The following is a 14,278-nucleotide window of genomic DNA, read 5'->3' on the forward strand; positions in this document are numbered from 1 at the left end:
CATGAATAAAAAATTTTGGAGTTTCTTTATTGTTACTGTATTACTCATCACTATGACTTTGTTGTCAGCGACGAAAGGTAGTTTAGAAGTAGGTATTATTGACCTTGTACAAGGAATATTTACAGGGGCAAATGAAGATGTTGAAGTGATTAAAGATTTACGTTTCCCACGTATTATTATTGCACTATTTACTGGAGCAGCTCTTGCTGTTTCGGGCGTGCTTTTTCAAGCTGTTATGAAAAATCCACTTGCTGATGCTGGGGTAATCGGGATATCTTCAGGAGCAAGTTTTATGACACTTGTTATTATTACGTTATTCCCGCAATTCTTTTTCTGGACACCAGTATTCGCCTTTTTAGGTGGTGCTTTTGCATGTTATCTCGTTTATGCATTTTCATGGAAATCAGGGTTAAGTCCGCTTCGCATTATTTTAGTTGGTATAGCTATTAATGCAATGTTCACTGGATTAAATGAATCGTTCATTACGATTTGCGGATACTTCATTAAGAGTATTAAGCAAACGACGACTTCTAACATAACGATGAAGACGTGGGGCGATGTAGAAATAATGGTTACATATGGAACAATTGGTCTTATTCTTGCACTGTTTGTCGGAGCTTGGTGTAACTTATTATCTCTACAAGATAAGACTGCAAAAAACTTAGGCTTGCACGTGACGAGAGTTCGTCTTATTATTTCTGCCATTGCAGTACTCTTAGCGGCAGTATCAACAGCAATTGCAGGTGTTATCGCTTTCGTAGGATTACTCGTTCCGCACATTTCAAGACAACTAGTTGGTTCAGACCATAAAGCATTAATTCCATTTTCTGCTCTTGCAGGGGCGTTATTAATTTTGACGGCGGATACGATTGGAAGGTTAATTGTGCCACCTAACGAAATTCCAGCAGCGACGATTATGGCAGTCATTGGTGGCCCATTCTTAATATTCTTGCTTAGAAAGAGTGATAAAGTTCATGGAAATTAAAAATGTAACCTTTTCGTACGATAATGTAACGGATCGATTAAAGTCGGTTAGTAGTGAAATAGAGATTGGTAAAATTACAACAATTATTGGACCAAACGGTTGCGGGAAATCAACATTACTTGGTGTGATGTCAAGAAATCACGATCCTCGTAGTGGAGAGGTAATACTTGATGGGAAGGCAATTAGCCAATATAAACCGAAAGAGTTTGCTAGAAAGTTAGCCGTTGTCCATCAACAAAATGAAGCACCGGCAGATATGACGGTAGAGAAATTAACAAGCTTTGGCCGTATGCCTCATAAAAATATATTTTCTTCGCAAACTGATGAAGATAGAGAAGCAATAGAAAGGGCTTTAGCATGTACGAATTTGTTAAGTAAACGTGATAAGGAAATTCATGCTTTATCTGGTGGAGAAAGACAGCGTGTTTGGATTGCCATGACGTTAGCCCAGAAGACGCCAATGCTCTTTTTAGATGAACCGACAACATATTTAGATATTTATTATCAACTTGAAATATTAGAGTTAGTAAAAGAATTAAATGAAGCACAAGGATTGACAATCGTTATGGTATTACACGATATTAATCAGGCGATTCGCTATAGTGATCATATCATTGTTATGAAAGACGGCGAAATTGTTACAAAAGGAAAGCCGAATGATGTTGTGACAGAAAGTATGATAAAGGCGATATACGGTGTAGATGTCGTTGTAAAACAAGATGAAGATACAGGATTGTATATGGTCCCAATGGGCATTTAAACATGCGAACAATCCGTTTTGAGGTGATAATTTGAGTAGCAAAAAAGAAAGGAAGAAGAATTCTTTTTTTCAACGAATACTTACAGTTGTTTTTTTAGGTACCTTTTTCTATTCAGTATATGAATTAGGTGATATTTTCATGGATTACTATGAAAATCGTAAAGTAATGGCCGAAGCACAAAATATTTATGAAAAAAGTCCGATGGAAGAGCAATCACAAGACGGGGAAGTACGTAAACAGTTCAAAGTTCTGCAGCAAATTAACCAAGAAATAGTTGGATGGATTACGATGGATGATACACAAATTAATTATCCAATCGTTCAAGCAAAAGACAATGATTACTATTTATTTCGAAATTATAAAGGTGAAGATATGAGAGCAGGAAGCATTTTTATGGACTATCGTAATGATGTGAAATCTCAAAATCGAAATACTATTTTATATGGTCACCGTATGAAAGATGGTTCTATGTTTGGAAGTTTAAAGAAAATGTTGGATGAAGATTTCTTCATGTCGCATCGTAAATTATATTACGATACATTATTTGAAGGATATGATCTTGAAGTGTTTTCGGTGTATACAACAACAACTGATTTTTATTACATTGAAACGGATTTTAGTAGTGATAAGGAATACACATCATTTTTGGAGAAAATTCAAGAAAAATCGCTGTACAAAACGGATACAAAAGTGACAGAAAGTGATCAAATCGTAACACTTTCGACGTGTGACTATGCACTTGATCCAGAAGCGGGAAGATTAGTAGTACATGCGAAACTAGTAAAAAGACATTAAATAAAAAAAGTATAGAATATGAGAAGTGGTAACACTCTTCATATTCTATACTTTAAAAAATAAATATGCTTACTGTGCTGCAGCCATTGGCATACGTACAACTTTTACATCATAGTAAGCAATTTTATTATCAAGAATATAGTCTGGCATCCCGCCTTGATGTGAGTGAGCATCTTTAAATGCTGAGCTCTTTGTCCAACCTTGGAAATCTTCTTTTGCATTCCAGCGAGTGCTAATTGTTACTTCATCATAATCAACTGTATTTTGCGTTAAAAGAACTTCTAATCCTAAAAATCCTGACATTGTTTCGACTTTACCTACTTTATTAAAACGCTCAATTAATTTATGGCCATTTCCCTTTGTAATTTTAGTTGTATTTGTAACAATAATCATGTTTATTCCTCCTATAAATATAGCCTTTATTTTCAAGAACTCATATGCATTAAATGATAATGAAAATCATTATCATTGTCAATAGTAATTTTCATATAAATGTAGAATTAAGGATGAATTTACTATTATATAAATAATTTGACCATATAGTTAATGAAGTTATATATTATTAAAATAAAACAAAATAAGAAATATACATAAGCAAAGTATGGTTTATACCTTGCTTTCGCAATACTATGAACAAGGAGGGTATTATGGTCGAATCACTGTTACTTAGTATCGTTATTATTATTACACTAGGCATCGCCTCACAATGGACTGCATGGCGCTTCCAGCTCCCTGCTATTGTTGTTATGGCAGTTGCCGGATTATTAATTGGTCCAGTTTTCGGTATTATTAATCCAAAAGAGGTGCTTGGAGATGTTTTTAGTCCACTCGTATCACTTTCTGTTGCCATTATATTGTTTGAGGGTAGTTTAAGTTTAGATGTACGTGAACTGAGGGGACTATCAAAACCAGTATTTCGTATTGTTACGTTTGGTGCGTTTATTGCTTGGATTGCTGGCTCACTTGCAGCCCATTACGTCGCTGGATTAGATTGGGCGGTTGCATTTATTATTGGAGGACTTTTTATTGTGACAGGTCCAACTGTAATTATTCCGTTGTTACGCCAAGCACGATTAAAGCCAAGGACAGCTGCAATTTTAAAGTGGGAAGGGATTATCGTTGATCCGTTTGGAGCATTACTTGCTGTATTCGCCTTTCAAATTGTAAATTTCTTAACGAAAGAAAATGTACACTTACATACGTTACTATATTTCTTTGCAGGTTCGTTATTTGCAATGGTGCTTGGGTATGCGTTTAGTATTTTTATGAGTTATATGATTTTAAAAGGGAAAGTACCAGAATATTTAAAGGCACCGATTTTGCTCGTTACGGTATTACTATGCTTCGGCATTGCAGATGAAGTCATGCATGAAACAGGTATGCTAGCCGTAACAGTAATGGGGATTACACTTGCACGGATGAAGAAATATATTTCTTCTATCGGTGATATTCGTCATTTTAACGAAAATATTTCCGTACTATTAACATCGACTGTTTTCATCATCTTAACAGCATCACTTCCAAGAACGACGATTATGGAGATTTTTAGCTGGCCTATTATTAGCTTCGTACTTATGATGATATTTGTTGTTCGTCCTTTATCAATTTGGGTATCGACAATCGGAACAGAGTTAACAAGATCAGAAAGGGCGCTAGTTGGTTGGATTGCGCCGCGTGGTATTGTTGCATTAACGGTTTCAAGTTACTTTGCGACGGAGTTATTACAAGAAGGGTATAAAGATGCTTCTATATTAACAGCACTTACATTTGCACTCGTAATTACGACCGTTTGTGCTCATGGATTTTCAATTGGATTTTTAGCAAAAAAATTAGGATTAGCCAATACACAGCCACCAGGTATTTTAATTTCAGGAGCTAGTACATTCTCAACTGCATTCGCTATGCATTGTAAAGAGATGGGGATTCCGAGCTTAATCGTAGATGTATCGGAAGAACATTTGCAATGCGCAAAAGTGAAAGGGCTTAATACATATAACGGCCAAGTACTCTCAGAGCAGTTGCAATTTGAAGTAGATATGAATCAGTATGAATACTTAATTTCAGTTACAGATACGGATTCTTATAATGTATTAGTCGCAAACACATATGTACCGCAGTTTGGACATCATAATACATTTTTACTTCCGATTCATGATGTGGAAAAGATTGAGCAAGAACGCATCTCTCTTTCGAAAAAAGCTCATTTACTGTTTGGTCAAAATGAAATTTATGAAGAGTTAGATAGAAAAATTGAAGAGGGTTATACATTTAAAACGATACAAGTTGAGGAAGAACAAAAAATTAATAAAGAAGAGAGCGATTCAGAGGATGTAATATTATTTATTCGTCACGATGATGGTAGTCTTACTTTTTCAACATTGTATAAATATATAGCGGTTATACCAGGAGATGAGCTAGTTGTACTAGCAAAGCAATAATATGGTATAGTGAAACGAGGCTTTTTTCAGCCTCGTTTTTTACATTGCTTCCTACTAATTAGAAAGCATTCAAATGGAAAGGAAGACATTACATGCGATCTGAAGTAACTATAAAAATAAAACCGAAGTTTATAAAAGAAATTAAAAGTGGATATCCACTTATTTTAAAAGATGCTATTCAAAATTTAAATGATGTACGTGAAGAAGGAACAATCATCAACGTAGTAGATGAGAAGAACCAATTCATCGGAAAAGGCTATTATGGAAAACAAAATAAAGGATATGGATGGATTTTAACGAGAAAAGAGAAAGAGCAAATTAATCAACCTTTCTTTGAAAGTAAAATCAAATCTGCTTTACATAAACGAAAAGATTTTTATAAATCAAATGATACAACAGCATTTCGTGCCCTGAATGGTGAGGGCGATGGCCTTGGTGGTTTAATCATCGATTATTATGACGGCTATTACGTAATAAGTTGGTATAGTGAAGGGGTTTATACTTTCCGCGATGAGATTATAGCAGCACTTCAAAAAGTAGCAAATTTCAAAGGGATTTATGAGAAAAAGCGTTTTGATACGAAAGGGAAATACATTGAAGGTGATGATTTCGTCGCAGGAGAGCGCGGTGAGTTCCCCCTTATCGTAAAAGAGAACGGTGTAAACTTTGCTGTATATTTAAATGACGGGGCGATGGTTGGTGTGTTTTTAGATCAGCGTAACGTTCGAAAACAAATTCGTGATAAATATGCAAAAGGAAGAACGGTTTTAAATATGTTCTCTTATACTGGGGCTTTCTCTGTATTTGCAGCGCTTGGCGGAGCGAGTAAAACAACGAGTGTGGACCTTGCAAATCGTAGTTTAAGTAAAACGATTGAGCAGTTTAGTGTAAATGAAATTGATTATGAAGCACAAGATATTATTGTAGAAGATGTATTTCTATATTTCAAATATGCAGCTAAGAAAAAGATGAAATTTGATATGGTTGTACTTGATCCCCCAAGCTTTGCACGCTCGAAAAAATATACGTTCAGTGCGGCGAAAGATTATAAAAACTTATTAAAAGAAACAATTGCGATTACAGAAAATAACGGTATTATCGTTGCTTCTACAAACTGTAGCGCATTCGATATGAAAAAGTTTAATGGCTTTATCGATACAGCATTTAAAGAAATGAACGGTAAATATAAAATATTAGAAGAACATTCTTTACCGGAAGATTTCCGTACAATTGATCAATTTAAAGAGGGAGACTATTTAAAAGTAGTTTTCATCGAAAAAATTAAAGGTTAATGAAAATAAGAAAAGGAGCTCAAGTTTAAATGAGCTCCTTTTCTTATTGAATAATATTTTGTACTCTGCCAACCTGTCCGTCTTGCAATCTTACTTTAATGCCGTGCGGATGTGAAGGTGAGTTCGTTAAAATATCTTTTACAATTCCTCTTGTTAGCTTACCTGTACGTTGATCTTGTTTTAATACAATATCAACTTCAAGACCTGATGAAATGTTAGATCGTTTTTGCCCGTTCATTTATACACCTGTACGTCTACGTTGGTTGTTGGTTTTCTTCGTTTGTTGGTTTTGCAATTTTTTCGTTTCTTGACTTTGACTTCCATTATTTGAGCCGTTTCCATTTCCTTGCTTTTTCTTCGCAAGTTGTTCGCGCATTAAATCAGCTAAGCTTACTTTTTTGTTTTCTGACATGATAAGTCTCCTTTATATAAAGTTAATTATGAACAATCGTAGTGAATTTCATCATATCATTGTTAAGGAAGGAAGGGAAGTTGGTTTGAAAATTCATATAATTCTTTCCAGCATTCATTCGTTACGATACAATTAAATTGTTAATGTTTGTTAAAAAAGGGGATAGAAATATGTCACATCATATTTTATTAGTTGAAGATGACATCTCAATTCAAGAGATGGTTGAAACATATTTAGTAAAAGAAGGTTTTCAAGTTACAATCGCATCTGATGGAGAAGAAGGAGTTAACGCATTTTTAAAAGGTTCATTTGATTTGATTATCCTCGATATTATGATGCCAAAGTTAGATGGCTTAGAGGTTGTGCGAATCATTCGAGAAAAAAGTGCCATTCCGATTTTAATGATGTCAGCGAAAGATACAGATGTTGATAAAGCGGTTGGATTAGGACTTGGAGCAGATGATTACATTTGTAAGCCGTTTTCTATGATTGAACTAGCTGCACGTGTAAAAGCGGGTATTCGGAGGTCTACAAAGTATTCAGCTGTGGAATCAAAAGATGAGGCGATTCAGATTGGTGATTTAATAATTGACCCAATTAATTTTACTGTGGAGAAAAAGGGAAGACAGCTTAAACTTACTTTAAAAGAATTTGAGATTTTAAAGCTATTCGTGAAGAATCAAAATCGTGTTTTTACGAAAGCACAAATATATACGCTTGTTTGGAATGAAGAATATTATGGTGATGATAATGTTATTAATGTTCATATGAGAAGATTACGTGAGAAAATTGAAAGTGATCCATCTAATCCAGAATATATTAAAACATTATGGGGCATCGGCTATAAGTTGGAAGTGATGTAGTATGGTTGTATTTTTAACAGTGGTGATTATTATATTGCTTATCGTTATTTACGTGCAATATAAAATTAGGAAAAATAGTAGTAGGAATTTACGCTACACGTATGAGAAGTTAAATCGAATTGTAAAAGAACAAACTGGTGAGAAGCTATTAATTATGACAGATGATCTAGAATTGCGAAATTTATTAGTGGCGATTAATCATTTATTAGATGCAAAACAGAAAACGAATGCAGATCATGCGAAAGTGGAAATTTCGATGAGAAAAATGCTTTCAAATATTTCACATGATTTGAAAACACCACTAACAGTTATTCTTGGATATACCGAAATGTTAAATAAGGATAAAACGATAAATGAGGAAGAGAAGCAAATATTACTCGAAAAGGTGCATGTAAAAACACTAGAAGTGATGGAACTGATTCATAAGTTTTTTGATTTAGCAAAATTAGAATCCGGTGACAAAGCAATTGAGATGACAAAAGTAAATATGAATGAAGTTTGCCGCGAGAAGATTTTATCTTTTTATGATTTAGTGACGACGAAAGGGTTTCAAGTTCATATTGATATACCAGAAAGAAATATATATGCACTTGGAAATGTAGAAGTATTAGGTAGAGTATTGAATAATTTAATATCAAATGCGATTACATATGGTGACGATGGAAAGACACTTGGTATGACGTTAAGAGATGATGAAACGAGTGTGTATATAGATGTATGGGATACAGGAAAAGGAATTGATGAATCTCACATTGATAAAGTGTTTGAGCGTATGTACACACTTGAAGATTCCAGAAATAGATTGTACCAAGGAAGCGGTTTAGGGTTAACGATTACGAAAAGGCTTGTGGAAGCGATGGACGGAGAAATACATCTTTCTAGTAAGCCGTATGAAAAAACAATTTTTACAGTTGTATTAACAAAGATGCTGTTTTAGCTTGTAGAGAAGTAAATTCTACAAGCTTTTTTTTCAGCGTAAGGAATTTGTAAGGAACGGGTAAGAAAAAAGAGAATTCCGTTGTCTATTATAGAAGTATAAGGTAGTGCGAAAGGAGATAGTGACATGACATATATATTAAAAACGAATCAGTTAACGAAAGTGTTTAAAGGGAAAGAAGTAATTTCTAGCGTTAACATGCATGTGAAAAAAGGTGAGATTTACGGTTTCTTAGGACCGAATGGTGCAGGTAAAACAACGATTATGAAAATGATCACAAACTTAATAAAACCGACGAGCGGTGATATTGAAATTTTTGGTGAGAAGTTAACGGATACATCTTATGAATTGTTAAAGCGCATGGGGACGATTATCGAATATCCAATTTTTTATGATAAATTAACGGCGAAGGAAAACCTAGAATTACATTGTGAATATATGGGGTATTACGACAAAAACGCAATTGATCATGCTTTACATTTAGTGAAGCTGCACGGTATAGATGATAAAAAAGTAAAAGATTTTTCATTAGGGATGAAGCAAAGACTTGGTATTGCAAGGGCGATCATGACGAAGCCAGAATTACTCATTTTAGATGAGCCAATTAACGGTTTAGATCCAATTGGTATTAAAGAATTAAGAGACTTATTTAAAATGCTCTGCAAAGAATATGGCATTACGTTATTAGTCTCTAGTCATATTTTAGGCGAGATGGAACTAATGGCAGATACAATCGGTATGATTCAAAATGGAAAGCTAATAAAAGAAGTTTCAATGAAGAGTATTAACGGAAAACAAACAGAGTACATTGAAATTACTGTTCCTGATGTGAAGCGTGCAGCTTATATTTTAGAAGATAAACTCGGTATAAAAAATTACAAAATAATGAGTGGAAATATGATTCGTGTGTATGATACGGCAGCGTCTCAGCAAGCTATTTCAAAAGCACTTATTATGAACGATGTAGAAATTGAAAGTATTAATAAGAAACATAGTTCCTTAGAAGAATATTTCTTAAATGTAATGGATGGAGAGGGCATTCATGCTTAATGGATTGTTAGTGAATCTAGTAAGTGGATTGATCGTAATGTTCATAAGTGGGATTTTATATTATAGAAAACCTGAGCGGAAATGGCCGTTAATTTTACTAGTGATAGGAATAGTAAGCGTAGTTATGGCTGGAATTAGAATGTTAGTAGCATAGAGATCGTTATGTCAGTAATGGAGGTGTGGTTTATATGTTTAAATTAATGAAACTTGAATGGAAGAAACATAAATTATCTAGTTACTGTAAAGGGGTAGCTATTTGTATTATAGCAATTTTTGCTGCGGTAAGTCTTATGGGGATGGGAGCAAAAGGTGAGGGAGATGCGGCGCTCACTGATTTCACAAAGTATATGACGTTAGCAAATATCTTTATTAGGATGACATTTCTTATTTTTAGTGCGGTCATTTTATCACGTTTAGTAATTGATGAGTATAAGAATAAAACAATGCAACTACTATTTATGTACCCATTACAAAGGAAATTGTTAATGAGGGCGAAATTAACAATTGTTTTTAGTTTTTGTTTTATTAGCATGATTATTGCTACTTTCAGTATTAGTTTGCTCATATTTTTTATGAACCCAATGATGGGGCTGTTTGAAACACCTATGACGATGGGGGAAATAATAGCTACCGTTCCAGCTACTTTTATAAGTGCATTTATGATATCTGGTATAAGTTTAATTCCTTTATTTTTTGGGATGAGAAAGAAATCGACACCGACAACAATTACTTCTGCAGTAATAATTGGGATGCTGATTAGTAGTAATTTTGGTTCTGGAAACGGTCAAGTAAGTATGTTTAATTTTATAGCTATCCCAATAGTGCTCTGTTTATTAGGAGTTTTCATTAGTTATCTATCGTATCGTAAGATCGACAAGATTGATGTGGCGTAAAATAAGCTTAAAACAACAATGAACAGGGGTATGCATGGTGAAAAAAATAATAGTAATTGCAATTTTATTTCTGACAATTGCTAGTGTAGTTTTTGGTTTTAAGACATTTCAGGGGAAAGATTTTAAGAAAGAAAAGTCTTTTGAGATAAATCATATAAAAGAAATAGAAGTGGACAATGAAAACTGGGATATTGAATTTAAAAGTACAGACGCTAACAAAATAGTGATCTTCGCCCAAGGTCAACGAGCAGATAAAAATCTAGATCCCGTCAAAATAGAACTTGAAGGAAATAAAGTTGTGATTAAGCAAAAGCAAAAGATGAACAGATTCTTTAATGGTTTTACGTTTCGGAAGAAAAATAGTATATCTATAGCTATTCCGAAGAAAGAAATAGATAAAATTGTATTAAATAATAAATCGGGTGATGTGAAAATAAGCGATATAGAAGTGAAAAATATCGTGACAAAAAGTGAGTCTGGAGATGAAATGGTTGTAGGACTATCAGCCGAGAAAGGTGAATTCATATCGCAAAGTGGAGAGTTAGCTGTAAAAGATAGTTCAGTACAAGAATTAAATATAAAGTCTACGACTGGTGATAACTATATAACAAATGTAAGTAACTCAAATATAAACATCACTTCAACATCCGGTGAAGTATTACTGAAAGATATGAAAGAAGGAAAATCGTTATTTGTAGAAACAAAATCAGGAGATATTGGCGTACGGTATAAAGGTGTTCCGACATCTTTAAAACTTACGGCTAAAAGTAATTCGTCTGACGTAATGGTGAATGTAAATGGACTTAAGAAAAATAAAAATACAGAAAAAATAAAAGCGGGAACCATTGGTGATGCAAAAAACGAAGTGAAGATTTTAAGTAAAACAGGAGCGATTTATATCGATTAAAATGTAAATGAAAGGAGGACTATTATGCTACATCTTATGAAGCTAGAAATGAAGAAGTTTAAGCTTGGATGGTATGTAAGGGGAGCGATTATTGCAAATATCGCTATACTGGCATTAATGATCTTTACGAGCATCGTTGCTCAAGTAGAAGGTGATCCGGAAATAAGGGATCCGCAGATGATGTTATTAACGGCTAGTACATTAGTAAGAGCAACATTTATTATTTTTGGTAGTGTATTAATCGCAAGGTTAATAATTAGTGAATATAAAAACAAAACAATCCTACTTATGTTTTCTTATCCTATTAATCGGAGGAAAATGATGAGTAGTAAGTTGGCCATTATAGCGATAGTAACATTTATAACAGTTATTTTATCTAACATTTTAGTGGTAGGAGTTTTCTTTGGGATAGATAGCTATTTTTCAATTCTTCCTAATTCATTCACAATAGATCAATTGAAGCAAGAAGGGATAAACCTTGTTCCTTTAGCCATTGCAACTGCGGGAATAAGTTTAATCCCTCTATATTTCGGAATGCGTAAACGTTCGGTGCCAACTACAATTGTTTCATCTCTGATTGTTGTATCAATTGCAATTAATAACACTCCTATGTTTTCTACAGCAACTTTTCTTCCCCTTCAACTAGCACTTGCTGCGATTGGAGCTGCGATTGCATATTACGGAATTAAAAATATAGAGAAGGAAGATATAACAGTATGACAAGAATACGTAAAAAAAGAGTTGGCGTTATACCAACTCTTTTTTGTATATGTATGCTTCGTTACTACTCTGTAAATTTATAGTGTTTGCTTAAATACTCTTGCACTCCTGGAGAAATGTTAAAGTTATTAGGACCTTTATATTCGATAGTAAATTCTCCATCTTCAATTGTTTCAAAGGCGATTGCATAGCTATTCATTTTAGAATCGTAAGAAGTATTTTTGACTTTTGCATCTAGATTAAAGTATTTTGTAATATAATTTTTTGATTCTGCAATTGCTGTTTGTTTTCCCCAAGGGGTACCATAACTTGTGAAGTAAAGAGATACACTGATAACTCCAATGATAGAAGTTAGTAAGAGAGTTCTTATTGTTATTTTTTTGTTTTTTGTATTCAATTTAGTTCCCTCCAATTAATATGAATTTATCTTAACGTATTTTCTCATAAAATACCATTTAGTAGAAAATAGTTTCACATGAAACAAGTTACAGAAAAAGACAAGGTGCATAAACACCTTGTCTTTTTCTGTCGTTACATTTGGGGAGCTTCCATTCCAGTAGCAGCCCATTCTTCTTTTGCAGGACCATATACACCAGGGACTGTTAAGCCAGCTTGACGCATTAAAACAGTCATCTGTCCGCGGTGGTGATTTTGATGATTGATGAGTGTCATTAAAAATATAGAATTCGGCATAGGACGACCAAAGAAGTTATTAATAGTAGTTAAGTCTTCATCAGTCCACTCACTTTGAAGTGCTTCAATAAAAGCCGTATTCACTTTGCGATACCCATCTGCAATTGTTTTTGCTGAAGTTGGTACAGGATAATCTTTCGTTTCTCCTTCAAACTTAAGCCCTGTCCCTGATAGCATAACAGGAAGTGCTGTAACGATATGCCAAGCGACTCTCCCTAAAGTCCAGTGCCCAGGTGCAATTTCTTGTGATAAAGATTCATCGGTTAATGCATCGAGCATCTTCTGAGTAGACTCAGCCTCGTATGTCCATGATTGTAGAAAACCTTCAATAGTTTGGTACATAGTTATCCCTCCTGTTTTTCGCTCGTATATTAAATTCGTGAGAGATAATATAATCCCTGTTTCATAAGCGATACTTAATTAAGCATTGCTACAATATAAAAATAATTAGAAAATATTTGTAAAAGTATCAGAAAACCGCCCTATGCATTCGTATATATAATGAATAGAGAATGGAGTAAAGAGTGGTGATAAGGGTGAAGGATATAGAAATAGTAGAAGGTCTTTGGAAACAAGATATGTTAGCATTACATACAGCAATTGATCGATATGAAGATTTAATTTATAAGGTGGTTCATAGTGTTTTAGATACGGCACATAGTAAGGTGCTAGTGGATGAATGTGTTGACGATATTTTATTAATCGTTTGGTACAACATTAATAGTTATGATAAAAATCGTGGGAAGTTTAGAAATTGGCTTATATCTGTTGCGAAATTTAAAGCCATTGATTATAAACGAAAAAGTAATAAGGTCTATCAATTACAAGAGTTTCAGCAAAAAATATATGTAGAAGGAAAAAATGTTAATTTAACAAAATATGAGGGTATTTTAAGTGTTAATATTTTTTGGGAATTTTGACGAAATAATAACGATTTATACGGATTTTAATATATCGTATTGAAATGCATACGTGTATCAAGGTTGAAGGAGCTGAAATTCCTTAAATGAGGAAGGCGAAAGTACAAGCGAAAGGAGAGCGTATTGCATGTAATATTTATTAGAATGTAAGGAAAAAAACTTTGTTTATAAAAGGTTTGTTCCAGAGCGGGTAGTTGATAAGGAAAATAAAAACTGATTTTTATTAGAAAGATATTTTTAATTAGTGGGCTTACTTAAAAGATCGAACACGAAGGAGGATCAACATGTCTTTATGGAGTAATAATGCAAATGGATATTGTGGATGTAATAATCAAAATGGTTTACATGTTGATTCGTGCTGTTTTAGTTGCGATGGGACAGTTCCTAAGCTCGGTCCAACAGGTCCAACAGGAGCGACAGGTGATACAGGAGCGACAGGTTCAACGGGAGCAACAGGAGCAACGGGAGTAACGGGAGCAACGGGAGCAACGGGAATAACGGGAGCAACGGGAGCGACAGGTTCAACGGGAGCAACAGGAGCAACGGGAGTAACGGGAGCAACGGGAGCAACGGGAATAACGGGAGCAACGGGAGCGACAGGTTCAACGGGAG

18 protein-coding genes and 1 pseudogene are annotated in these 14,278 nt (G+C 34.2%); 14 read left to right on the plus strand and 5 right to left on the minus strand.

What is annotated here, in order from left to right:
* Position 1: 1 nt before the first annotated feature.
* The 3 genes from MR066_RS22025 to srtB are packed head-to-tail and all read left to right on the plus strand — an operon-like array spanning position 2 to position 2,541.
* Complete coding sequence (locus tag MR066_RS22025; protein WP_242248519.1) at positions 2 to 985, plus strand: FecCD family ABC transporter permease; 984 nt, start codon at positions 2 to 4, stop codon at positions 983 to 985.
* Positions 975 to 1,745 (plus strand): ABC transporter ATP-binding protein, encoded by a 771-nt coding sequence (locus MR066_RS22030; RefSeq protein WP_242248520.1) that lies wholly within the window; start codon positions 975 to 977, stop codon positions 1,743 to 1,745. Before MR066_RS22025 ends, MR066_RS22030 begins: the two co-directional genes overlap by 11 nt.
* 31 nt (positions 1,746 to 1,776) lie before the next feature.
* Positions 1,777 to 2,541, plus strand: a complete 765-nt coding sequence (gene srtB, locus MR066_RS22035) for a class B sortase (protein WP_219303630.1) — start codon at positions 1,777 to 1,779, stop codon at positions 2,539 to 2,541.
* Between the two features lie 69 nt (positions 2,542 to 2,610).
* Here the strand turns inward: srtB and isdG are convergent, their stop codons facing one another.
* Positions 2,611 to 2,934 (minus strand): heme oxygenase, encoded by a 324-nt coding sequence (gene isdG, locus MR066_RS22040; protein ID WP_002015426.1) that lies wholly within the window; start codon positions 2,932 to 2,934, stop codon positions 2,611 to 2,613.
* Positions 2,935 to 3,188: 254 nt separating this feature from the next.
* Here isdG and MR066_RS22045 point away from each other — a divergent pair, with 254 nt between their 5' ends.
* Positions 3,189 to 4,979 (plus strand): cation:proton antiporter, encoded by a 1,791-nt coding sequence (locus tag MR066_RS22045; RefSeq protein ID WP_002167604.1) that lies wholly within the window; start codon positions 3,189 to 3,191, stop codon positions 4,977 to 4,979.
* A 92-nt stretch (positions 4,980 to 5,071) separates the two neighbouring features.
* On the plus strand, positions 5,072 to 6,271 hold the full coding sequence (locus MR066_RS22050) for a class I SAM-dependent rRNA methyltransferase (RefSeq protein ID WP_002067464.1): 1,200 nt from the start codon (positions 5,072 to 5,074) through the stop codon (positions 6,269 to 6,271).
* A gap of 43 nt (positions 6,272 to 6,314) precedes the next feature.
* Here the strand turns inward: MR066_RS22050 and MR066_RS22055 are convergent, their stop codons facing one another.
* Positions 6,315 to 6,509 (minus strand): YwbE family protein, encoded by a 195-nt coding sequence (locus MR066_RS22055; protein ID WP_001014315.1) that lies wholly within the window; start codon positions 6,507 to 6,509, stop codon positions 6,315 to 6,317.
* The gene (locus tag MR066_RS22060; protein WP_002015431.1) at positions 6,510 to 6,683 is read right to left on the minus strand and encodes a hypothetical protein; all 174 of its coding nucleotides are present in this window, start codon (positions 6,681 to 6,683) and stop codon (positions 6,510 to 6,512) included. It lies immediately after the preceding gene.
* Between the two features lie 170 nt (positions 6,684 to 6,853).
* Here MR066_RS22060 and MR066_RS22065 point away from each other — a divergent pair, with 170 nt between their 5' ends.
* The 7 genes from MR066_RS22065 (at position 6,854) to MR066_RS22095 (ending at position 12,053) form a co-directional block, all read left to right on the plus strand.
* The gene (locus tag MR066_RS22065; RefSeq protein ID WP_012261779.1) at positions 6,854 to 7,546 is read left to right on the plus strand and encodes a response regulator transcription factor; all 693 of its coding nucleotides are present in this window, start codon (positions 6,854 to 6,856) and stop codon (positions 7,544 to 7,546) included.
* 1 nt (position 7,547) lies between these two features.
* Positions 7,548 to 8,483, plus strand: coding sequence for a HAMP domain-containing histidine kinase (locus MR066_RS22070; protein WP_063218398.1), 936 nt, complete (start codon positions 7,548 to 7,550; stop codon positions 8,481 to 8,483).
* A gap of 126 nt (positions 8,484 to 8,609) precedes the next feature.
* On the plus strand, positions 8,610 to 9,533 hold the full coding sequence (locus MR066_RS22075) for an ABC transporter ATP-binding protein (RefSeq protein WP_012261778.1): 924 nt from the start codon (positions 8,610 to 8,612) through the stop codon (positions 9,531 to 9,533).
* Positions 9,526 to 9,687, plus strand: a complete 162-nt coding sequence (locus tag MR066_RS22080) for a hypothetical protein (RefSeq protein ID WP_012261777.1) — start codon at positions 9,526 to 9,528, stop codon at positions 9,685 to 9,687. The genes MR066_RS22075 and MR066_RS22080 overlap by 8 nt, the downstream gene beginning before the upstream one ends.
* Before the next feature lie 34 nt (positions 9,688 to 9,721).
* The gene (locus MR066_RS22085) at positions 9,722 to 10,426 is read left to right on the plus strand and encodes an ABC transporter permease (RefSeq protein WP_088034098.1); all 705 of its coding nucleotides are present in this window, start codon (positions 9,722 to 9,724) and stop codon (positions 10,424 to 10,426) included.
* Between the two features lie 34 nt (positions 10,427 to 10,460).
* Positions 10,461 to 11,333, plus strand: a complete 873-nt coding sequence (locus MR066_RS22090) for a DUF4097 family beta strand repeat-containing protein (protein WP_242248521.1) — start codon at positions 10,461 to 10,463, stop codon at positions 11,331 to 11,333.
* Between the two features lie 24 nt (positions 11,334 to 11,357).
* Positions 11,358 to 12,053: an ABC transporter permease gene (locus MR066_RS22095; RefSeq protein ID WP_088040209.1), complete on the plus strand. Its 696-nt coding sequence runs from the start codon at positions 11,358 to 11,360 to the stop codon at positions 12,051 to 12,053.
* Positions 12,054 to 12,117: 64 nt separating this feature from the next.
* Here the strand turns inward: MR066_RS22095 and MR066_RS22100 are convergent, their stop codons facing one another.
* A complete protein-coding gene (locus MR066_RS22100; protein ID WP_088293456.1) occupies positions 12,118 to 12,450 on the minus strand; it encodes a YfjL-like protein in 333 nt (110 codons plus the stop codon).
* Positions 12,451 to 12,584: 134 nt separating this feature from the next.
* Complete coding sequence (locus tag MR066_RS22105) at positions 12,585 to 13,088, minus strand: DinB family protein (RefSeq protein WP_088293455.1); 504 nt, start codon at positions 13,086 to 13,088, stop codon at positions 12,585 to 12,587.
* A 185-nt stretch (positions 13,089 to 13,273) separates the two neighbouring features.
* On the opposite strand from MR066_RS22105, the pseudogene MR066_RS22110 reads away from it, so the two are divergent.
* Both MR066_RS22110 and MR066_RS22115 read left to right on the plus strand, forming a co-directional pair.
* Positions 13,274 to 13,630 (plus strand): annotated as a pseudogene (locus MR066_RS22110) (sigma factor); the annotation flags it as partial.
* Positions 13,631 to 13,950: 320 nt separating this feature from the next.
* The coding region (locus tag MR066_RS22115) for a collagen-like triple helix repeat-containing protein (RefSeq protein WP_242248523.1) at positions 13,951 to 14,278 on the plus strand (328 nt) is incomplete at its 3' end.

Source organism: Bacillus cereus group sp. BfR-BA-01523 (assembly GCF_022662615.1).
Taxonomy (GTDB): domain Bacteria; phylum Bacillota; class Bacilli; order Bacillales; family Bacillaceae_G; genus Bacillus_A; species Bacillus_A mycoides.